This window comes from Maribacter antarcticus DSM 21422 (genome assembly GCF_000621125.1).
Classification (GTDB): domain Bacteria; phylum Bacteroidota; class Bacteroidia; order Flavobacteriales; family Flavobacteriaceae; genus Maribacter; species Maribacter antarcticus.
Map to the genome: position 1 here is coordinate 911,514 of NZ_KK211214.1, position 20,910 is coordinate 932,423.

At 40.4% G+C, this 20,910-nt stretch carries 18 protein-coding genes; 10 read left to right on the forward strand and 8 right to left on the reverse strand.

Features of this window, described 5'->3' with window-relative positions; genetic code table 11:
- Window positions 1–80: 80 nt before the first annotated feature.
- A complete protein-coding gene (locus tag Q360_RS0120555) occupies window positions 81–911 on the forward strand; it encodes a sugar phosphate isomerase/epimerase family protein (RefSeq protein ID WP_036196418.1) in 831 nt (276 codons plus the stop codon).
- A 47-nt stretch (window positions 912–958) separates the two neighbouring features.
- Here Q360_RS0120555 and Q360_RS0120560 read toward each other — a convergent pair whose 3' ends face one another.
- The 3 genes from Q360_RS0120560 to Q360_RS0120570 are packed head-to-tail and all read right to left on the reverse strand — an operon-like array spanning window position 959 to window position 3,582.
- Complete coding sequence (locus tag Q360_RS0120560) at window positions 959–1,843, reverse strand: dienelactone hydrolase family protein (RefSeq protein ID WP_027078763.1); 885 nt, start codon at window positions 1,841–1,843, stop codon at window positions 959–961.
- Window positions 1,844–1,849: 6 nt separating this feature from the next.
- Window positions 1,850–2,557 carry a LytR/AlgR family response regulator transcription factor gene (locus tag Q360_RS0120565; protein WP_036196346.1) on the reverse strand — a complete coding sequence of 236 codons (708 nt, stop codon included), beginning with the start codon at window positions 2,555–2,557 and terminating at the stop codon, window positions 1,850–1,852.
- Window positions 2,554–3,582, reverse strand: coding sequence for a sensor histidine kinase (locus Q360_RS0120570; RefSeq protein WP_027078765.1), 1,029 nt, complete (start codon window positions 3,580–3,582; stop codon window positions 2,554–2,556). The genes Q360_RS0120565 and Q360_RS0120570 overlap by 4 nt, the downstream gene beginning before the upstream one ends.
- A 189-nt stretch (window positions 3,583–3,771) precedes the next feature.
- On the opposite strand from Q360_RS0120570, the gene Q360_RS0120575 reads away from it, so the two are divergent.
- From Q360_RS0120575 to Q360_RS0120615, 9 genes are all read left to right on the forward strand, one after another.
- Window positions 3,772–6,147 carry a TonB-dependent receptor domain-containing protein gene (locus tag Q360_RS0120575; RefSeq protein ID WP_027078766.1) on the forward strand — a complete coding sequence of 792 codons (2,376 nt, stop codon included), beginning with the start codon at window positions 3,772–3,774 and terminating at the stop codon, window positions 6,145–6,147.
- A 310-nt stretch (window positions 6,148–6,457) separates the two neighbouring features.
- The gene (locus Q360_RS24080; protein WP_245603327.1) at window positions 6,458–6,622 is read left to right on the forward strand and encodes a hypothetical protein; all 165 of its coding nucleotides are present in this window, start codon (window positions 6,458–6,460) and stop codon (window positions 6,620–6,622) included.
- 75 nt (window positions 6,623–6,697) lie between these two features.
- Window positions 6,698–6,991, forward strand: coding sequence for a GNAT family N-acetyltransferase (locus Q360_RS0120585; protein WP_027078882.1), 294 nt, complete (start codon window positions 6,698–6,700; stop codon window positions 6,989–6,991).
- A gap of 20 nt (window positions 6,992–7,011) precedes the next feature.
- Window positions 7,012–8,574 (forward strand): protein adenylyltransferase SelO, encoded by a 1,563-nt coding sequence (locus tag Q360_RS0120590; protein ID WP_156950225.1) that lies wholly within the window; start codon window positions 7,012–7,014, stop codon window positions 8,572–8,574.
- A gap of 529 nt (window positions 8,575–9,103) precedes the next feature.
- On the forward strand, window positions 9,104–10,255 hold the full coding sequence (locus tag Q360_RS0120595) for an alpha-hydroxy acid oxidase (protein WP_027078768.1): 1,152 nt from the start codon (window positions 9,104–9,106) through the stop codon (window positions 10,253–10,255).
- A 236-nt stretch (window positions 10,256–10,491) separates the two neighbouring features.
- On the forward strand, window positions 10,492–11,532 hold the full coding sequence (locus Q360_RS0120600) for a sugar kinase (RefSeq protein ID WP_027078769.1): 1,041 nt from the start codon (window positions 10,492–10,494) through the stop codon (window positions 11,530–11,532).
- A gap of 27 nt (window positions 11,533–11,559) precedes the next feature.
- Window positions 11,560–12,228, forward strand: a complete 669-nt coding sequence (locus Q360_RS0120605; RefSeq protein ID WP_027078770.1) for a bifunctional 4-hydroxy-2-oxoglutarate aldolase/2-dehydro-3-deoxy-phosphogluconate aldolase — start codon at window positions 11,560–11,562, stop codon at window positions 12,226–12,228.
- A 9-nt stretch (window positions 12,229–12,237) separates the two neighbouring features.
- Window positions 12,238–13,638: a glucuronate isomerase gene (gene uxaC, locus Q360_RS0120610; protein ID WP_027078771.1), complete on the forward strand. Its 1,401-nt coding sequence runs from the start codon at window positions 12,238–12,240 to the stop codon at window positions 13,636–13,638.
- Between the two features lie 305 nt (window positions 13,639–13,943).
- Window positions 13,944–14,921 carry a Gfo/Idh/MocA family protein gene (locus Q360_RS0120615; RefSeq protein ID WP_027078772.1) on the forward strand — a complete coding sequence of 326 codons (978 nt, stop codon included), beginning with the start codon at window positions 13,944–13,946 and terminating at the stop codon, window positions 14,919–14,921.
- Between the two features lie 121 nt (window positions 14,922–15,042).
- Here Q360_RS0120615 and Q360_RS0120620 read toward each other — a convergent pair whose 3' ends face one another.
- Genes Q360_RS0120620 through Q360_RS24085 form a run of 5 tightly spaced genes read right to left on the reverse strand, consistent with a single transcriptional unit; the run spans window position 15,043 to window position 20,467 of the window.
- Window positions 15,043–16,338, reverse strand: a complete 1,296-nt coding sequence (locus tag Q360_RS0120620) for a TRAP transporter large permease (RefSeq protein WP_027078773.1) — start codon at window positions 16,336–16,338, stop codon at window positions 15,043–15,045.
- Window positions 16,339–16,342: 4 nt separating this feature from the next.
- On the reverse strand, window positions 16,343–16,801 hold the full coding sequence (locus Q360_RS0120625) for a TRAP transporter small permease (protein ID WP_027078774.1): 459 nt from the start codon (window positions 16,799–16,801) through the stop codon (window positions 16,343–16,345).
- 21 nt (window positions 16,802–16,822) lie between these two features.
- Entirely contained in the window at window positions 16,823–17,800 is a 978-nt protein-coding gene (locus Q360_RS0120630; protein ID WP_027078775.1) for a TRAP transporter substrate-binding protein, read from the reverse strand.
- 13 nt (window positions 17,801–17,813) lie between these two features.
- Window positions 17,814–19,001: a mannonate dehydratase gene (uxuA, locus tag Q360_RS0120635; RefSeq protein ID WP_027078776.1), complete on the reverse strand. Its 1,188-nt coding sequence runs from the start codon at window positions 18,999–19,001 to the stop codon at window positions 17,814–17,816.
- Between the two features lie 35 nt (window positions 19,002–19,036).
- The gene (locus Q360_RS24085; RefSeq protein WP_036196348.1) at window positions 19,037–20,467 is read right to left on the reverse strand and encodes a sulfatase; all 1,431 of its coding nucleotides are present in this window, start codon (window positions 20,465–20,467) and stop codon (window positions 19,037–19,039) included.
- Window positions 20,468–20,910 lie beyond the last annotated feature (443 nt).

Below are 20,910 nucleotides of genomic sequence, written 5' to 3' on the forward strand. Positions count from 1 at the left end.
CTTTATTCCTTCTATTTTTTATTTTGGGAAACATCGCCTGTAAGGATGGTTCAGGAAAGGCGAATCCTAGTCAAAAAGAGATGGAGCCTGTTATTAGTGCCGACAAGGTTAGCGATGCAAAGTTTGGCGGACTCGCTCTATATACATTGCGAGATGACATGGGTGTGGATACTAAAGGGACGCTAAAAGCTGTTGCCGCTGCTGGGTATAAATATATAGAGGCAGCAGGTTATAAAAATGGAGAATTTTATAATATGGCTCCGGAAGCTTTTGATTCCTTGCTAACTGAGTTAAACCTTGATGCTGTAAGCACACACCAGGGCGCTGTAACCTTTGAAAATGCAGATGCCATGATGGCCGATGTAAAAGCTGCCGGATTTGAATATTTTGTTGTTCCGGTTCCTCCTATGGGCCTGTTCAAATTTGACCAAAAAACGAGGATGTTGAGCATGACGGGAGGAGCAAAAAACTTAGCAGAAATTTTGGATACCTTGGGTGCAAAGGCCAAAGCGGCAGGACTTAAATTACTATACCACAATCACGATTTTGAATTTGTAAAAGATGCAGATGGTATCGTTCCCATAGATTACCTATTAGAAAACTGTGACCCAGAATTAGTGAATTTTCAAATGGACCTCTATTGGGTTACTAAAGCCGGTGCGGACCCTTTAGCTTATTTTGAAAACTATCCAGGTCGTTTTATAATATGGCATGTAAAGGATATGGACAAACAGGGAAGGTTTGCCCCGGTCGGAAAGGGAACAATAGATTTCGAAAAAATCCTTGCTGAAAAGGAAAAATCAGGGATGCGTTATTATATGGTTGAACAGGATATGACTTTTGACGGTCTTAAACCTTTAGAGGCTATAAAAATTAGCCATAAAGGCCTAGACCAATTTGGTTTTGATTGATTTAGAGCCTCTGTTGTCATACTTGTATTGGGGTAGTGCATCGAATATTAGCCCAACTTATCCTTAAAAAAGTTGATTGTTCGGTTCCAAGCTAATTCTGCGGCCTCACGGTCATATCTTGGTGTGGTATCATTATGAAACCCATGATTGGCATGTTCATAGATATAGGCAGTATGTTCTTTATCATGTTTTTTTAAGGCTTCCTCATATGCCGGCCATCCCTCGTTAACGCGTTTGTCAAGTTCCCCAAAATGCAATAGTAAGGGTGCGCTTATATCGATTATGTTTTCTGTTGGTTGTCCGCCATAAAATGGAACCGAAGCTTTTAAATCAGGTATTTTTATGGCCATCATATTGGAAATCCATCCGCCGAAACAGAAACCTACCACACCAACGTTCCCAGTGCAGTCAGGATGATTTCTTAGGTGTTCAAACGCAGCGATAAAATCTTCCAACATTTCGTTTCGATCGCGTTTGCGCTGTAATTCGCGTCCTTCGTCATCGGTACCAGGATAACCTCCCAACGGAGTCAAAGCATCGGGTGCCAAAGAAATGAAACCAGCAAGTGCAGCGCGCCTTCCAACATCTTGGATGTGTGGGTTTAAACCACGGTTTTCATGAACAATGATGATACCAGGCAGTTTTTCAAAACTAGCTGCAGGTTTGGAAAGCAAGCCTTTTATGGTGCCTCCGCCTTTCGGAGATTCATAGGTGATAAACTCGGAGTTTAAGCGTGCGTCATCCTGTGGGACTTGTATTTTCTTCATATAATCAGGAGAGATAAAACCAAGTAAGGAACCTACTGTAATGCCTCCCACGGCGTAAGTAGAGAGTTTGTCCAAAAATAAACGTCGGGGAAGCCTGTTATGTGCGTAATCGTCATAGAGGTCAAATACTTCTTGTTTAATGTCTGCTTTTTTTAATTTCCCCATGTTGTATTAATTTAAGACTTGTTGCATAAAACGTTCTTTGTAAGCCCTACCTATTGGAAGGTTCTTGTGATCGTCCAAACGGACTTGGTTTCCAATGATTTTTTCAATTTTTGATATGTTTAGGATATACGATTTGTGGATGCGAATAAATAATCGGTTATCCAATGTCTCCTCCCAAAACCGCAACGGCTCTTGAGAAAGGTGCTTTTTTTCTGTTGTAAATACTTCGGTATAGTCAGCGTCGGAATGTATAAAACGGATATCGGACACGTCTATTTTTATCAGCTCATAACCAGATTTTATAAAGATAACATCAGATGTTGAACTTACTTTGATAGGTTTTAGATTTTTGAGCTTTTCCGAAGAAGTTATTTTGACTTTGGAAACTGCTTGGACAAATCGCTCAAATGAGAAGGGTTTTAATAAATAGTCCGTTACGTCGTACTCATAACTTTCCAAAGCATAGTCCGGAAAGGCTGTCGTTAGTATAACATGTGGCTTTTTAGAAAGCATTTTTAAAAAGTCGATACCCGATATTTTTGGTAAATGAATATCCAGAAAAATTAGGTCTATATCCGATGTCTTTAAGAATTCCATAGCCTGTAGTGCATCTGCGAAAGCGCCCCCTAACTCCATATTTCCGATATCAGAAATATATTTTTTAAGTACCCGCTGCGCAGGTGGCTGGTCTTCTATAATGATGCAGCGAATCATTCTAAACTAGATTTTAGGTTCATCTTTAAATGTACGGAATATAGATGATTGACATCGGTTATCCGTAAAGTATGCGCATCGGGATACAGTAATTGCAGGCGTTTTTTTACATTTTTAAGACCAATGCCATTATTGAGTTTATCCGTATTTGTAAGGGGTCGAAATGAATTTTCACATTTAAAATCCAACTGCCCGTTAACATCTAATCTTATGTGGATATCGATACGGATATCCTCGGATTGACTAGCGGTACTGTGTTTAAAAGCGTTTTCTATAAATACGTTTAAAATTAGAGGCGCAATGAGATATCCAGAGGGTATGTGTGGTGCTTCAAAAGTAACCTTTCCGCGATCCTCTATCTGGAGTTCATTTAGTTGGGTAAAGTTCTTTAAGTGCTCTATTTCTTTACCCAGCCCTACAAAATCTTCCTTGCAATCATACAACATATAGCGCAGTACGGAGGAAAGTTCTAGAATAATGGAAGGTGTTTTAGGTGATTGTTCAATAGCGTACGAGTACAGATTGTTCAAGTTATTAAAAAGAAAATGAGGGTTAATCTGCGATTTTAAGAACTGAAGTTCACTCTCTTTTACCGAGGAACGTAATTCTTCCACCTCGCGTTGTTTTGTAGATGCGTCCCATGCGAACTTAAAGCCAGCTAAAATGGTAATTACAGGCAATACATCTAAAAGGCTATAAACCACTCCTGGAAAATATTTGCCTCGTGTATCGGGATAATAAATGCGTTCTAGCACCAGTTCCTCGACCGCAATGATTAAGAAGACCATAATAGCAACGTAAAGAAAAAAAAGCAGGTATTTTTTTTGGTAGAAATAGCGAGGAAGTAGCGCATAGTTGATAATAAGGGCTCCCAATGCATAGTTTAAAAAAGCCACTATCTTATATTCATGTATTTGGGGTTGGTTTCTATCGAAAGAAAAGAAAAGGAAAAGTACTATGTGCAGCACTATCTGGAATATAACCTCTTTACTAGTACTTGTTAAAAAAAATACTTTTCTGGACATGGTATAAAAGTACCATTTTAAGATATGGAATGGCAAAACAAAACCCTTACCAACGCTTTTAGCCGTGTGAACGTATGCTAGTATTCTTTATGTCGTTCACAAGCCAGCCAAAGTCGTTTACAGAAAAGAAAAAGCTATATTTTTGCTAGTGCGCATCTTTGTACGTCAAAGCAGACTAATTTTCCCATCATGCAACAACGTTTTAGTAGTTTATATATCGGTATGCTCTTGGTTGTAATTCAAAGTGTAAATGGACAAAATAGTATCACCACTATTAGTGGTAAAGTCAACGATGCAGCCGGTGCTCCTATAGAGTTTGCGACTGTTTTATTAGGTGATTTAATTACTCAGAAACCTATTTCGGGAACGACCACATTAATGAACGGAACCTTTGTAATGGAAACGGACGCACCCAGTTTTTATATCGAGTTCAGCTTTATGGGGTATACCACAAAGCGTATCAACAACCCTAGTATAGAAAATGGCGTACTAGATTTAGGCACCGTAATCTTGGCCGAAGATGCCGAACAATTAGATGAGGTAGTCGTGGAAGGCGAAGTTTCCCAAACGGTTTTTAAGTTGGACAAACGTGTTTTTAATGTGGGGGCAGATTTAAGCAGTACTGGTGCAAGTGCCTTGGAGGTACTGAACAATGTGCCATCGGTTACAGTAAACATAGAAGGTCAAGTAAGCTTACGCGGCAGTCAAGGGGTACAAATGCTGATTAATGGAAAGCCATCGGTTATTGCTAACGAACAAGGGAACGCCCTGGGAACGCTAACCGCGGACATGATTGATCGGATTGAGGTCATTACCAATCCATCGGCCAAGTACGATGCGGAAGGCACTTCGGGCATTATCAATATCGTGTTAAAAAAGGACGAGCGAAGAGGGGTAAACGGGTCCGTGACGCTAAATATGGGAATACCCAACAACCACAGTTTGGGTTTTAGTCTGAATAAACGTACGGAGAAATTCAATATATTCAGTCAGTTAGGTGTTGGACGGAGGACCTTTCCTAGCGACAACGAGAGCGAGAATAGAAACCTCTTGGACGACACTTATGTCAACAGTTTTGGCAAGAGTGATAAGAACGAAACTTTTTTTAACCTTATCCTTGGAACGGATTACCACATTAATGATTTGAATGTAATAACCCTCTCCGGAAACTTTGCCTACGAGTGGGAAAAGGAAAACGCTACGGCATTGTTTAGCTCCTTTGATGGCGGAGATTTGTTGACCGATGCATTTAAACGAAGGGAATTGACCACCGCTACCAATCCTAAATATTCTTACGAGCTGCAATATAAAAAGGATTTTAAGGGCAATGAAGATCAATCATTACTTTTGAGCGCAACGGGAAACCTTTTTGCCAAGGACCAAGTATCCGACTTTACGAATACGACAACATTTGGTTCTGCAGCGGATTTGTTGCAGCGCGCACGGACAGATTTCGGTCAGGCCGATTATATCTTTAAGGCGGATTACACCCATCCGTGGGCGGACAAATACACCATAGAAACCGGAGCGCAATACCAAATAAACGATGTGGAAAGTGATTTTGGCATCAGCGAATTTGACGGTGCTTCCTTTGTGGAAGATCCCGTGCTGACTAATATTTTTGAATGGAAGCAAAAGGTATTGGGCGTTTACGGAACGGCGGCGTACGAAAGGGACAGATGGGGATTAAAACTGGGCGTACGCTTTGAGGATACGAATGTGGCTACACTTTTACAGACCACCGATGAACCTAACAACCAGCGGTACAACAACTTTTTTCCTAGCGGATTTGCCTCCTATAAAGCAAACGATGATCTGTCCTTTCAGGCAGGGTACTCCAAGCGGATATTCCGACCTCGATTATGGGATTTGAATCCGTTTTTCAATATCCGGAACAATTTTAATATCCGAACTGGTAACCCTGATTTGCAGCCAGAATTTACCGATAGTTTTGAGATTACTAGTATTTATAGACTAGGCAGGGTGTCCATGAACTTTGGTATTTTCTACCGACATACCACCGAGGTAGTAGAAAGGGTAGTGGCCTTTGAAAACAATATCAGTATCTCCAGACCCGAGAACATTGGTAGCAACAATACTATAGGCGTAGAGTTCAATGCCAAATATACCCCTACGAATTGGTTGTCGTTTACCAACGATTTTAATTTTAATCAGTTCGCGCGCGATGGTGATTTTGAAGGCACTTCTTTTGATTTTACAGGCCAACAATGGTCTACCCGGTTAATGAGTAAAATAAAACTCCCTGCGGATATCGATTTGGAATTTATTGGTAATTACGAGTCTGGTTTCCGTACTTTGCAACAAGAAATTACCGAGGTCATTTTCATGGATTTTGGCGCGCGCAAAAAGATACTAAAAGGTAAGGCCATATTGAACCTTAGTATCCGCGATGTTTTTGCTTCGCGGATTAGGGAAAGCCAAACCATACAACCCGACTTCTACCTCAGAAATTTTAGCCAACAAGGTCGCTTTGTGACTTTTGGTGTTAGTTTTGGTTTTGGTAAAGGCGAGGCGATGGAATTTTCTGGGCAGAAACGGTTTTAGAAATAGTCCACTAGGCCAAAAAATACATTAGAACTACATGCCTAGGAATTTCGTATTTTTCTTTGTGATTATTAAAAGTTTAATGCTTGAGTTCTTTTATCTTTATGAAACAAGTATCACTTTTTTAAGAATAAGTATTTATCTTGGTGCTTGTGAAGTTTATAAAATGAAGTGTGATAAAGTGCTTATTTTATAACTATTTGCCAGGAGATTTAGGCTTAGTTGTGCAGCTGCATACCCACCAGCGTTTTAATTCAGAGCATTATTAAATGTATATTTTTCTTAGGTACTAAAAAGCATCTATTACTACATGCAAAACATAATCCCGGAAATAAAATTATATGGCGCCGATGGCTGCAACAAGACTAACTACTACAAATTGGTCTTGGATGAAATTCGATTGCCGCACACATTTTTAGATGTAGAAGCAAATGAAGAATACCCTTATGCTTTGCGTGGGCTTTATGAGAACTGAAAACTAAATTTTCCAACGATTACGATAGGGAAAAAGAAACTGTGAAACCCTTATAAAGAGGAAATCATAAAATGGATGAATATATTAATACCCAGTAGATTACCTATCCTAAATAATAAAGAAAATCGGCGTTTCACCTTAGATATTAATGGCGAGATAGCCCAGGTTGATTATCGATTAAAAGAAGGAAAAATATATCTGGCACATTCTGAAGTGCCTTATAACTTGAGAGGCCAAGGAATTGAAAAAGTCTTGGTAGAGAAGACTTTTGAGAAATTAACAAAAGAGAACTATCTTGCAGTAGCAGTCTGCTCCTCTGTAAAAGCGATTAAAAATAGAAGTAATCATTGGAGTACTATTATCGAGTAATAATAAAAGAAAAGCACCATATTTTGATATTAAAATTAAACATAAAAGATACCTTTTCTAAAGAGTTACCTGCAGACCCAGTATTTAAAAATGCAAGGCGACAGGTTACAAAGGCTTGTTTTTCATATCTAACACCAAAAAAACCATCTAACCCCAGTTTGATTCATAAATCGCCAGAAATGATGGATGCCATTGGTTTGGATGAATCTGTAGCTACTCAGGATTTTTTGAATATTTTTTCCGGAGCCGAAATTTTGCCGAATACGAAGCCCTATGCCATGTGTTATGGCGGACACCAATTCGGGAATTGGGCTGGTCAGTTGGGCGATGGTCGTGCCATAAACTTGGCTGAGGTTGAGCACAACGGTAAACAGTGGGCATTGCAATTAAAAGGTGCAGGAGAAACGCCTTATTCAAGAACAGCCGACGGTTTGGCGGTTTTGAGGTCTTCCATACGGGAGTACCTTTGTAGTGAAGCGATGTTTCATTTGGGAGTACCAACGACTAGAGCCTTGTCTTTAGTATTAAGTGGAGATACCGTGTTGCGGGATATGATGTATGATGGCAATCCTGATTATGAAAAGGGAGCTATCGTTTGCCGTGTTGCGCCTTCTTTTTTACGCTTTGGAAACTATGAGCTGCTGGCTGCTAGACAGGATGTTGAAACCTTAAAAACATTAGTAGATTATACAATTAAACATTATTTTTCACATTTGGGAGCCCCTTCAAAAGAGGCATATGTTTCATTCTTTAAAGAGGTTGCCGTAAAAAGTATGGAAATGGTCATCCATTGGCAACGGGTTGGTTTCGTGCATGGTGTGATGAATACTGATAATATGTCTATTTTAGGATTAACTATAGACTACGGGCCATATGGCTGGTTAGAGGATTACGATTTCGGATGGACACCGAACACCACCGATAGGGCAAATCGTCGTTATCGCTATGGAACACAACCACAAATCGTACTTTGGAATCTATTGAAGTTGGCGAATGCCCTCTATCCACTTATTGAAGAAGCGGAACCCTTGCAAAAGATTCTGGCGGAATATCAGGAGGATGTGGAGAATGGCTATTTAGCAATGATGAAATCCAAACTAGGCCTGGTTGAAGTGGATAGTAATGACGGATTGCTCATTGAAACACTAGAAGCCGTATTGCAACGCTCTGAGACCGATATGGCCATTTTTTTTAGAACGCTATCTAAGTTCGATAGTACTGGAGGTGGTTTAGAAATGGTGGCCGATGCGTTTTACAAACCAGATGAAATCCAAGGTGAAATCCAAAAGGATTGGATGGCTTGGTTTTCAATGTACGCTGCACGCCTAAAGCTTGAAACCCAAAGCAATGACCAACGTGCTAAAACAATGAATACTATAAACCCTAAATATGTATTACGTAATTATATGGCACAATTGGCCATAGATGATGCCGATAAGGGAGATTATAAACTGTTGGATGAATTGTTTCAACTGCTCAAAAAGCCCTATGGAGAGCAACCTCACAATGAAAAATGGTTCGCCAAACGTCCCGATTGGGCAAGAAACAAGGTGGGCTGTTCCATGCTCTCGTGTAGTTCGTAATACTGGCTTAGAAAGCGATTTTTTTAATTTTAGAATAAACAAAAAGAAGAAGAAATACGCATGAGTAACGCAATTTTAAACCATATTAAAAACATCCCTAATGGCTATTCTGAGGGAACATATAATAGCTGAACATACGGAATAACAAAAGGAATTTCCATTATTGGAAATTCCTTTAAAATATATAGTGAGGAGCTTGGTGGTAAGGATTTCGTAAACCTTAACTATTATGTTACAAGCGATAATAATCTATTAAAGCCTTGCGAAATGCCAGAACACAAGGTGGTGGACTTTCTAATAAAATATAGTCTTAAATTAGTTTAGAGGTATCGGTTAAACGCCAGCCTTGTTTTATAAAACGAATAGCTCTGCCCATGAAATATAGCATGAAGCACTGCAGATTCTTATAATGCTTATGCACCGTTAGGTACACTCTTAATTTTTGGATAGATGGTATAATTACAGATTTATTATAAATCATTATTTGTTAAAAAACACGTATCTTTTATCCTAAAATAAGTAAAGCTATATGGCCAAGGAGTTCAACCCTAAGTATCCGTCCATGGACGATTTAAGAAGTAAGGCCATGCACCGAATCCCAAAGTTCGCCTTTGAATATTTAGATGGGGGTTGTAATGAGGATGTGAGCCTGGTTAGAAATACATCGGAGATTAGGGAGGTGCAGTTACAGCCAAGATACTTAAGGAACCAAGGTGTTAGTTCTACCAAAACTACCGTGATGGGCATGGAGTTTGATGCGCCTTTTGGTATTGCGCCAGTAGGACTTCAAGGGTTGATGTGGCCCAATTCCCCTGAAATATTGGCGAAATCGGCCTTTAAAAATAATATACCATTTATACTGAGTACGGTGACCACCATGAGCATAGAGCGCGCCAGCGAACTCACGGAGGGTAACGCGTGGTTTCAATTGTACAATCCTGCGGAGGATTCCCTCCGGGACGATATCATCAATAGGGCAGCGGCTGCGGAATGTCCTGTACTCGTGCTCCTTTGTGATGTGCCCACTTTTGGCTATCGTCCAAGGGATATCAGAAACGGACTGGCCTTACCGCCTAAAATGTCTATTACAAATATTTTACAGATTATGGGAAAACCTACTTGGGCGTATAATACGCTAAAATATGGTCAGCCCACATTTGAGACGCTAAAACCATATACTCCCGAAGGGTTGAATCTAAAACAACTGGGCCAATTTATGGACAAGACCTTTTCTGGTCGCTTGAATGAAGAGCGGATCAAGCCAATCAGGGATAAATGGAAGGGGAAATTAGTCCTTAAAGGTGTCGCTTCTGAACAGGATACAAAAGATGCCATTCGATTAGGTTTTGATGGTATTATAGTTTCTAACCATGGGGGCAGGCAATTGGATGCCGCGCAGTCAACCATCAATTCTCTTTCGGAAATAAGGGCGAAATATAGCAATCAAATAGAAATTATGATGGACAGTGGACTACGTTCCGGGCCAGATATAGCTCGTGCCATGGCCAGTGGTGCAAAATTCACCTTCATGGGCCGTTCTTTTCTCTATGGATGTGGAGCTTTGGGCGACCAAGGTGGTGACCATACCATAAGCATGTTAAAAACGCAGTTCAAACAGGTGATGGACCAATTGTGCTGTGAACGAGTGGAAGATTTACCAAAACACTTGATAAAAATCTAATTAAGAAATAGCTGTTATGTTTTACGAAATAACCTGCAGTCCCAACGAAATCTAACAGCTCTTCAATTTTATGTTTGGAAACTAATTATATATGAGGTCTAGTGAAAACAATGTTGTTTTTAAATCTGTAAATATGTACTTTTTAACCCCCTTTGTAGGTATTAATAATTAGTAAAAGTAGTAACCTTACGCGTAACATATAGAAAAGTTAAGTTTTGTAATATAAATATAGTTAAATGAAAAAAGTAGTGACTTTCGGAGAGATTATGCTTCGTTTATCCCCCCCAGGATTTTTAAGATTTTCCCAGACCAATAGTTTTGATGTTGTTTATGGCGGCGGCGAGTCTAATGTTGCTGTTTCTTTAGCTAATTATGGCGTTCCAGTAGAATTTGTAACCCGGTTGCCCAAGAACGATATCGGCGAATGTGCTTTAATGGAAATGCGAAAGCGCAATGTTGGCACCGAACATATCATATATGGAGGCAATCGCTTGGGTGTCTACTTTTTAGAGACAGGCGCAGTGAGTCGCGGCAGTAAGGTCGTCTATGATCGCGCATATTCGGCAATTGCTGAAATCGAGGTAGGAATGATCGATTGGAAATCAGTTTTTGAAGGCGTGGAATGGTTCCATTGGACAGGTATTACACCAGCAATTTCACAAGGAGCTGCAGATGCGTGTTTGGAAGCGGTTAAAGTAGCTAGCGAAATGGGAGTAACTGTCTCTACCGATTTAAACTACCGAGCCAAACTCTGGAACTATGGTGGGGACAGGGAAGCTATTATGACCGAATTAACGTCCTATTGTGATATTGTTTTGGGCAATGAAGAGGATGCTGAAAAGCATTTTGGAATAAAGCCCGAAGGGTTGGATATTACCACCCAAGGCGAACACGTAAAAGCAGAGGCCTTTTTATCTGTTTGCCAACAGATGATGAAGAAGTTTCCCAAAGCCAAAAAAGTAATCACTACCCTAAGAGGTTCTATATCCGCGTCTCATAATTCGTGGGCAGGTGTGCTGTACGATGGTGAGACCATGTTTCAATCGCCCCAGTACCAAATTACCGATATCGTAGACCGCGTAGGAGGAGGCGATTCCTTTATGGGTGGCTTAATATATGGTCTGTTAAAATATCCGGAGGATGATCAAAATGCATTGAATTTTGCTGTTGCTGCATCCTGTTTAAAGCACACCATAATGGGCGATGCCAATTTGGTAACGGTTAGTGAAGTAGAAAAATTAATGGATGGCGACGCATCCGGCCGTGTGGCTAGATAAATCGTGACTTATAAAATATAAAAGAGTATGGCTCAATATTCAAGAATAGAAGTAGCGACCGTGATGAAAAAAACCGGCATGGTGCCGTTGTTCTATCATTCGGATATCGCATTAGGAAAGAAGGTGTTACAAGCTTGTTATGATGGTGGCGCGCGTTTGATGGAATTTACCGCACGCGGCGATTTCGCTTTTGAGGTATTTTCGGAACTCAATAAATACGCCATAGCAGAACTGCCAGGAATGATTCTCGGCGTAGGTTCCATAACCGATGCAGGAGCGGCAAGTATGTTCATGCAGATGGGGGCGAACTTTATCGTAACTCCATCTTTGAGAGAAGATATAGTCATGGTATGTAACCGTAGAAAAGTGCTATGGTCGCCCGGCTGTGGTTCCTTGACTGAAATCAACAAAGCGGAGGAACTAGGCTGTGAAATTATTAAATTGTTTCCGGGTTCTACCTATGGTCCTGAATTCGTAAAGGCCATTAGAGGCCCACAACCCTGGACAAATATTATGCCAACGGGTGGTGTAACTACAGAGGAGTCCAATCTTAAAGGGTGGTTTGATGCAGGCGTCACCTGCGTGGGTATGGGTTCGCAATTAATAAGCAAAGAGGTATTGGTAAATAAGGATTTTGATGGTCTTAAAAAAAAGGTACAGGAAACCTTAGACTTGATTAATAAATTACGCAAATAAAACCAACGGATGAAGTTATTTATCACAGAAGATTTCTTGTTACAGGGCGAATTTGCTAAGAAACTGTACCATGAACATGCTAAGGTTTTGCCTATCATAGATTACCATAATCATTTGTCTCCAGCCGAGATTTCCACGAACAGGGTATTTGAGAATATAAGTCAGGTCTGGTTGGCTGGGGATCATTACAAATGGAGGGCCATGCGCGCTTTAGGGATTCATGAGGACTATATTACCGGAAAGGCGTCGGACAAGGAAAAGTTCTTAAAATGGGCGGAAACCGTTCCCTATACCGTTAGAAATCCATTGTACCATTGGACACATATGGAGCTGCAGCGCTATTTTGGAATCGATGAACTGTTATCGCCAGCAAATGCGGAAGTCATCTACGAACGTACTTCAGAACAACTGCAGTCTTCCTCGCACCATACGGTCGGACTTTTACAAGGTCAAAAAGTAGATTATTTATGTACTACGGATGATCCAACAGATAATTTAGAACATCACGCCAGAATAAAAAAGCAGGGTACAAGCCCAAAAGTATACCCTACCTTTAGACCGGATAAGGCTTTTGCCGTGGAGGATGGAGTGAGCTATACCGTTTATCTCAAAAAATTTGAATCGGTTACCAATAGCAGTATTGACACCTATGACGCATTATGTTCCAGTTTGGAGCAACGTATCAATTTTTTTCATGAGAACGGTGGTCGCTTGGCAGATCACGGTCTGGAACAGTTGTATTATTTTGATACTAACGAATACGACTGCAAGACTATTTTTTCCAAAGTAATGGAAGGTAAAACAATAACAACGGAGGAAGTAAATTTCTTTAAGTCCAGAACGCTCTTGTTCCTAGCTAGGGAATACCATAAAAGAGGATGGACGCAACAATTCCATTTGGGAGCTATAAGGAATAATAATAAGCGATTGTTGACCAACTTAGGGCCGGATACAGGTTTTGATTCTATGGGTGATTTTTCGCAGGCAAAGGCCTTGAGTGGTTTTTTAAACGATTTGGACAGTACAGACCAATTGGCGAAAACGGTACTTTATAATCTGAATCCGGCAGATAATGAAGTGTTCGCTACCATGGCGGGAAACTTTAACGATGGTAGTATAAAAGGGAAGGTGCAATTTGGTTCTGGATGGTGGTATCTAGATCAAAAGGACGGTATGGAAAAGCAGATGAACACACTTTCAAATATGGGATTGTTGAGTTGTTTTGTTGGTATGCTAACAGATTCCAGAAGTTTCCTTTCTTTTCCAAGACATGAATATTTCAGACGTATCCTGTGTAATCTTATCGGAAAAGATGTTGAAGCTGGAGAACTTCCGGCTGATGAAAAATGGTTGGGTAAAATAGTGAGCGACATCTCTTACCATAATGCCAAAGAATATTTCGAGTTATAGGGGTTTATAAGTTCGCTGTCCTATCTTTTTATGAATATGGGAGTAAGGAAGCGGTCTAAAAAGCATATTTGATTGTCACAGCGAGCGTCAATATAAAAAATTAACAACTGGTTGGATTGAAGAATTTGAATTGAATGCTTGGCTTATAATAAGGGTTTTAAGCTAAGCTCAAAACAAATAATGCTATGAAATTGTAGTATACTTTTGACCGAATGTATTATAAAATCACCTCAATGGTAGTATTCGGCTGAAAAGGTTTCACTTGAACAAATATAGGTGTATTGCAAATATTTTAATTTCATACTATGAAAACGATTAGCTGGGGTATAATTGGCTGTGGTGATGTAGCTGAGATGAAAAGTGGACCAGCATTCCAAAAAATACCTAATTCTGAACTTTTAGCCGTAATGCGTCGTAATGGGGATAAGGTCAGGGACTTTACAAAAAGACATAAAGTTCCTATGTGGTCAACCAATGCCGAAGAGCTTATTCAGAACCCTGATATAAATTCCCTCTATATTGCTACACCGCCATCTAGTCATTTAGTTTATACATTAAAGGCTTTAGAAGCTGGAAAAAATGTATATCTAGAAAAACCGATTGCGTTGAATACCGAAGAAGCACAACGTATTTGCGATGCCGTAAAGAGAAGTAGAGGGAAGTTAACAGTAGCGCATTATCGTAGAAAGTTGCCTGCTTTTATAAAGGTCAAGGAATTGCTGGATACCGGATCCGTAGGAAACATACTGCACGCAGATTTACGTATACTTCAGCCTAAAAACACTGATATTATTGTCCATAGTGATGAGGATTGGCGGCTAGACCCAAAGGTTTCTGGAGGTGGTTATTTTTATGATATTGGTCCACATCAAATCGATTTAATGTATTTTTTTTTTGGTGATATCGATTCAGTTTCCGGTTTTTCTAAATGTCAACCCGAAAAGGAATTAGTAGAAACGGTCGTAAACGGAATCATCGCTTTTAAGAACGGAGTCCAGTTCCGTGGTATATGGAACTTTGATGTAGTTAAGGAACAGAAAACCGATTCATGTATCATTTACGGAACTGAAGGTAGTATTGAGTTCTCTTTTTATGGTGATAAGATGCGATGGACCAAGAACGGAAAAGAACGACTTTTCAATTTTGAACATCCACAACATATTCAACAACCCATGATTGAAGCTACGGTAGCTTATTTCTTGGGCGCAGCTGAAAATCCATGTTCCGCTGAAGATGGTCTTTTGGTCATGGATACCTTGGAAAAACTGAGTGGGAGGATTTAGTGATGGTCTTTATACTTTGATATTTGTCAAACTCAAATCCGAATATTTTCATTCGCGGTTTCCCTGCTACTTCTCAACAATAGCTGCGTTGTTAAATTTGAAACAATAGAAGCCACACCACCTATAACCCAAACTGCCGTGGTAACCAGAGGCTCAATTCTGGAAAGTAAGTAACTAAAAATAGCGCAAAAATCATAGCAATAAACAAGGGAAGCAAAGGCTTTACTACTTTTTCTATTGTCGTTTTAGCAATTCCTACCCCAACGAACAATACCGAACCTACGGGCGGTGTGCAAAGTCCAATACAGAGATTTAATACCATAATTATTCCAAAATGAACGGGATCCAAACCTAAAGCGGTAACTACGGGCAGAAATATAGGCGTAAAAATTAGGACGGCCGGAGTCATGTCCATAAAAATCCCAACAAAGAGCAGGAGTAAATTGATAATCAAAAGAATGATAATCGGGTTATCGCTCAACGCCAAAAGTCCCGAACTAATTTCCTGTGGAATATTTTCATAGCTCAGGGCCCAAGACATGCTCATAGATGCACCTATCAATAGCATAACAATAGCTGTTGTAGCTGCTGAAACCAAAAGTATCTGAGGCATTTTTGGGAAGGTAATTTCACGGTATATCATTCCTAATAAGAAACTGTAGAGCACGGCAATTGCAGACGCTTCGGTAGCAGTAAAAATACCAGTAACGATACCTCCAATCACGACCACCAGCATGAATAGGCTAGGTACAGCATCAATAAAAGTTTTAAAAATTTCTTTTAATGTACTGCGCTTGCCCACTTTATATCCTTTTTTCTTCGCCCAAAACGAGGCGACAATCATTAGGAAAAGTCCTGTCAGAATACCAGGTATGTAACCAGCTAAAAATAAAGCAGCAATGGAAGCACCGCCACTTGCCAAGGAATATACGATAAGTACATTACTGGGTGGAATAATGAGACCGGTGGTTGCTGCTGTGATATTTACAGCGGCTCCAAATTCTCGGGAATAACCTTCTTTTTCCATTTCAGGCCCTAAAATACTCCCCATGGCCGACGCTGCTGCCATGGCAGACCCTGCAATGGCACCCATAAGCATGGACGAAATAATATTTATGAGCGCCAGTCCGCCCGGCAAGGAACCGACCAATGTTTTTGCAAACGCAATAAGTCGGTGGGCGATGCCTCCCTTGTTCATTAGCTCCCCCGAAAGGATAAAGAGCGGAATGGCTAGCAGCGCAAAGCTGTCCAGTCCCGTTCCTATGCGTTGCGAGACCGTTGTCATGGCTGGGATTACGGGGATACTGACCAACAGGGTGAGCAGGGAAGAAATTGCAATACTCCATGCAACTGGAGTACCTATGGCTAAAAGGCAAATAAAACTAATCACCAGAACTAAAATTGGTACGTATTCCATAGGGTTAGTCTTTTAGGATGTCGGAAATTTTATAATAGATAATGAGCAAGCCACTGATAGGAATGACCACATAAACTAAGGATAAGGGGACTTGTAAGGCAGGAGAGTTTTGGTCTAACACATGTGTAATATAAACCAACCGCAGGCCGCCAACGACTAGCGCACCCAAGGCGAAAAGGATAATCAAAAGCCTAACGATGAATAATAGTTTTTTTTGGGTCTGCTCGTTCAATCGTCTTGGGAGAACATCTATAGCCACATGCATATTTTGTCCAGAGACATAAGCCGCTCCCAAGATTCCCACCCATATCATAAGGTATCGTGCCAGTTCGTCTGTAAAAGAACTGGGTGATCCCAGTATAAACCGACTGGCGACTTGCCAAAGTACGTTCAACACCATGGCCGTCATGATGATTACCAAGAAGTTGGCCAGTAGTTTATCAATTTTCACTCTTAGATTCATATGTTGTACTTTAGAATGGGTTTATTCTGTGGCTTGGATGTCCTTTATCATTTGATAAAACTCGGGATCCTCTTTGTACTTATCAAATGAATCTTTGATTTTATCAGCGAAAAGAGTCTTGTCAGGATATATAATTTGAACACCTGCTTTCTTGACTGCTTTCAAAGCTTCGTTCTCCGCTTCTAGCCATAATTTTCGTTGATAAACGACTGAATTGTCTACCGCTTGTTTTAACCAACCTTGTTCTTTTTCCGATAGTTCGTACCAAAGGTGAGTGCCTGCAAGCAAGACATCTGGAAGTACGGTATGTTCATCAAGTGTATAAAATTTGGCCACTTCATAATGTCTGGAAAGGTAAAAACTTGGTGGGTTATTTTCGGCACCGTCCACGACCCCTTGTTGCAGTGCGGTGTATAGTTCACCCCAAGAAATAGGTGTTGGGGAGCCGCCAAGGCCGCTGACCATATCCATTGCGGTAACACTTTCCATTACCCGAATTTTCTGCCCTATCAGGTCTTCAGGGGTGTTTACGGGTTTGTCGACGGTATAAAAACTACGACTACCAGCATCATAATAACCCAAGCCTTTGAGCCAGTATTTTTCTCCTCCGTTTAATAATTCTTGTCCTAAAGGGCCATCCAATATCTTAAAGGAGTGTTCCCTGTCCCTAAACAAAAAAGGAAGTCCCAAGACCTTCATTTTGGGGGCAAAATTCTCCAATACACCAACTGAAACCTTAGTCATGTCCAAACTACCTATTTGCAACAACTCCAAACATTGTCGTTCTGTACCCAGTTGCTGACTCGGGTAAATTTCAAGATTTAATTTTCCTTTAGAGAGTTGTGCTAAATCTTCGCCCATTTTTACCATGGCCTTATGAACAGAATGACTCATATCCAATCCATGGCCTAGACGAATGGTTTTAGACCCTTCTGCCTCAGCGCAAGAATATAAGATACCGGCTATAAAAACAAGCGTAAAAAAGTTTTTGAAATACATTTTGCTAAGCATTTTAGTTTGTTATTGATTTTCTTATTCCAAGTTCCAAACCTCTTAGCTCAGCAAGACCTCGTAAACGTCCAATACCCGAATAGCCAGGATTGGTCTTTTTGTGAAGGTCGTCCAACATTTTATGACCGTGATCAGGTCTCATGGGCATTCTGAAGTCTTTGCGGCCAGCTAACTTGCGATTTTCTTGTTCCATGACCAAGGCTTTTACAACGCCATACATATCTACATCTCCCTCTAGATGGTTAGCTTCGTGAAAGTTACCCTTGGCATCTCGTAGGGTACTGCGTAAATGTATGAAATGGATACGGCTACCTAAACGAGAAACCATACTAGGTAAATCATTATCTGGTCTTACCCCAAAAGATCCCGTACAAAATGTTAGTCCGTTATTGGGACTATCCACAGCGGCATAGAGTTCTAAGATATCTTTTTCCGTACTCACTACCCGTGGTAATCCTAAAATTGGATAGGGAGGATCATCTGGGTGGATGCACATTAAAACTCCGGCTTCCTCCGCCGCAGGAATAATGTGACTTAAAAACGCGAACAGGTGTTTTTTAAGTTCTGCTGGTCCCACCTTGTCATACGTAGATAAGATTGCATTGAAATCCTTCACCGAATAGCCTTCTTCCGCACCCGGAAGTCCTGCGATGATATTGTTGGAAAGTTGTTGTTTTTCGGCATCAGTTAAATTCTTAAAATACCTTTTAGCCCTTTGTTGCTGTTTCTCTGTATAGGTAGTTGAAGCTCTCGGTCTTTTTAATAAGAATAGTTCAAATGCCGCAAAAGCGGCTGCTTCAAATCGCAATGCGGTAGAACCGTCTTCCAGCTTATACGCTAGATTGGTACGTGTCCAGTCTAATACGGGCATAAAGTTATAACACACAATGTCTATTCCGCAACTACCCAAATTGGTTAGGGTGTGTTTGTAGTTTTCAATATAGTTGAGATATCCTTTGGCCTGTGTTTTTATAGCTTCGTGAATAGGAACACTTTCTACTACCGACCATGTGAGTCCAGCATTTTCAATTTCCCTTTTTCGTTTCGTGATTTCGGATACCGGCCAAACTTCTCCATTGGGAATATGATGCAAGGCAGAAACTATACCCGTAGCTCCTGCTTGTTTTATGTCAAACAATGATACGGGGTCTTTAGGCCCGTACCAACGCCAAGTCTGTTCTAAAGTCATACGCATCTGATGTTCTAATTTTTTAGTTATGTCTGTTACCGAACTTGGTTTATTTTAGCACGTAATAGTAGTTTTAGTTCCGCGATTTTTTCTGGATGTTCATTTGCAATATTTCGTTTTTCTTTTTCGTCCGATTCATAGTCGTATAGTTCCATGTATTCATTATCATGTGCAATAAGTCGATACCTAGGAACACGTATGCTTTGCGCGTTCTGTAGATAGGATACGGCTGCATGTCCAGATTGCAAAGGATTTTCTAACATAGCAATTAAGGAGCTGCCTTGACTAAATTCAGCTTTGGGAAGTCCTGTTAAATCACATAACGTGGGAAAGATATCTAAGGTTTCTACAATACCCGTGGCTTTTTTTCCAGGTTGTTCCATTGTCGGCGTATAGATAATTAAAGGCGATTTTAAGGCAACGTCAAAAAGGTTATGTTTCCCCCAAATACCGTGTTCCCCCAAATTCCAGCCGTGGTCTCCCCAAAGCACTACAATAGTATTTTTATTGGCTCCCGTTTCTTTCAATTTTTTTAGGATACGGCCCACTTGTGCATCCGCATAGCTTACACAAGCAGCATAATATTTTCGTAATTCCAAGGCAAAATCAGTATCGTTAAATACATCTTTCTCCCATAGATTATACTGCATCATTTCGCCGGACGGATGCCACGTACTTTTTCCTTGGGGTTTGTTTGGGTATGGATTTTCTGGAAAAACGGAGTCTTCATAAAGATCCAGATATTTTTTTGGGCTTCCAAAGGGTAAATGTGGTTTTATAATGCCTACGGCAAGAAAAAATGGGTTATCAGAGGTCGTTGTTAAGGTTTCCAATTCTATTAAGGCTTGTTCTATAATAAGGTCGTCTGGATAGGTATCGCCTTTATCGGCTCTCGCTTCATAAACGTCCATTGTGCCTTTTTCTTTACTTCGTATGCTACCATTTGCCAAACCGTGCATAGCGCCACGGGGATGTTGCCAAGGGCCAACAGGCATTAGGTTGCGATGCCACGCGTTTGGAATTTCAATTACTTGTTCATCGTTCCAATCTGCTCCGCCCAATCCTCCAGGGTGATGCGATACTTTGCCTACCGAAACAGTGGTATAACCATGTTTTTTGAACCATTCCGGCATAGTTGGGCGTTGATTAGTATGGGCTTTGGTGATGAGTGTGGCACGCTGGAAAAGGGCATCGTTACGAGCAGGTCCGTAGGTCCCAGTCAATAAGGTATACCTAGAAGGTCCACAGCTAGGAGCGTTGACAAAATGATTAAGAAAAGGACGTCCTTTTTTGGCTAGTTGGTCAATGTTAGGAGAATGTATATGCTCAGCGCCAAAGGAAGCCAACTCAGGGCGCAGGTCATCGATACAAATTAAAAGAATATTTTTTGGTTTCTCTGATTGTGCATTAGCATTTACTCCTATTATGAGTAGGGATATTATAAAGATGAAACTCCTATTTTTCATGTTGTCTTATAAATCAATAACCGTTACGCCAAATGTATTTATTTCATCCGAAACCCGCTGGGAAGCTTCTTTTTTAAATTTAGTACAGGGGTTTTATGCCCCCATTTGGCAAAGGCCATAGCAAAGGTGCTACAAAGTATTCCTACGGCTCCTACCAAAATAACTACTCTTTTACTCGTCAAATTTTAGAGTGAAGGTATACAATACAGTATCATCATTACCTTAATTCAAAATTTAAATCAGTCAATAGGCTACCCAAACAATAAGGTAAAATTGGTGTAATAGCGTTAATTTCAAAAGCTTTAAAATTAGTAAACACGCTAAATATAGGTATCTTATCTTATATAGCTTATTTGGTTTTAAATACCCCTGCTTTTTGTACTAAAGATACTAGTTATGATGAATATACCAAAAGGGCTTCCATTAAGAATTCACTACGCATT

Bases quoted from the DNA above. Each gene is read 5' to 3' on its own strand.
- Q360_RS0120555 (WP_036196418.1), top strand. From the start codon at position 81: ATGGAGCCTGTTATTAGTGCCGACAAGGTTAGCGATGCAAAGTTTGGC.
- Q360_RS0120560 (WP_027078763.1), bottom strand. From the start codon at position 1,843: ATGGGGAAATTAAAAAAAGCAGACATTAAACAAGAAGTATTTGACCTC.
- Q360_RS0120565 (WP_036196346.1), bottom strand. From the start codon at position 2,557: ATGATTCGCTGCATCATTATAGAAGACCAGCCACCTGCGCAGCGGGTA.
- Q360_RS0120570 (WP_027078765.1), bottom strand. From the start codon at position 3,582: ATGTCCAGAAAAGTATTTTTTTTAACAAGTACTAGTAAAGAGGTTATA.
- Q360_RS0120575 (WP_027078766.1), top strand. From the start codon at position 3,772: ATGCAACAACGTTTTAGTAGTTTATATATCGGTATGCTCTTGGTTGTA.
- Q360_RS24080 (WP_245603327.1), top strand. From the start codon at position 6,458: ATGCAAAACATAATCCCGGAAATAAAATTATATGGCGCCGATGGCTGC.
- Q360_RS0120585 (WP_027078882.1), top strand. From the start codon at position 6,698: ATGAATATATTAATACCCAGTAGATTACCTATCCTAAATAATAAAGAA.
- Q360_RS0120595 (WP_027078768.1), top strand. From the start codon at position 9,104: ATGGCCAAGGAGTTCAACCCTAAGTATCCGTCCATGGACGATTTAAGA.
- Q360_RS0120600 (WP_027078769.1), top strand. From the start codon at position 10,492: ATGAAAAAAGTAGTGACTTTCGGAGAGATTATGCTTCGTTTATCCCCC.
- Q360_RS0120605 (WP_027078770.1), top strand. From the start codon at position 11,560: ATGGCTCAATATTCAAGAATAGAAGTAGCGACCGTGATGAAAAAAACC.
- uxaC (WP_027078771.1), top strand. From the start codon at position 12,238: ATGAAGTTATTTATCACAGAAGATTTCTTGTTACAGGGCGAATTTGCT.
- Q360_RS0120615 (WP_027078772.1), top strand. From the start codon at position 13,944: ATGAAAACGATTAGCTGGGGTATAATTGGCTGTGGTGATGTAGCTGAG.
- Q360_RS0120620 (WP_027078773.1), bottom strand. From the start codon at position 16,338: ATGGAATACGTACCAATTTTAGTTCTGGTGATTAGTTTTATTTGCCTT.
- Q360_RS0120625 (WP_027078774.1), bottom strand. From the start codon at position 16,801: ATGAATCTAAGAGTGAAAATTGATAAACTACTGGCCAACTTCTTGGTA.
- Q360_RS0120630 (WP_027078775.1), bottom strand. From the start codon at position 17,800: ATGTATTTCAAAAACTTTTTTACGCTTGTTTTTATAGCCGGTATCTTA.
- uxuA (WP_027078776.1), bottom strand. From the start codon at position 19,001: ATGACTTTAGAACAGACTTGGCGTTGGTACGGGCCTAAAGACCCCGTA.
- Q360_RS24085 (WP_036196348.1), bottom strand. From the start codon at position 20,467: ATGAAAAATAGGAGTTTCATCTTTATAATATCCCTACTCATAATAGGA.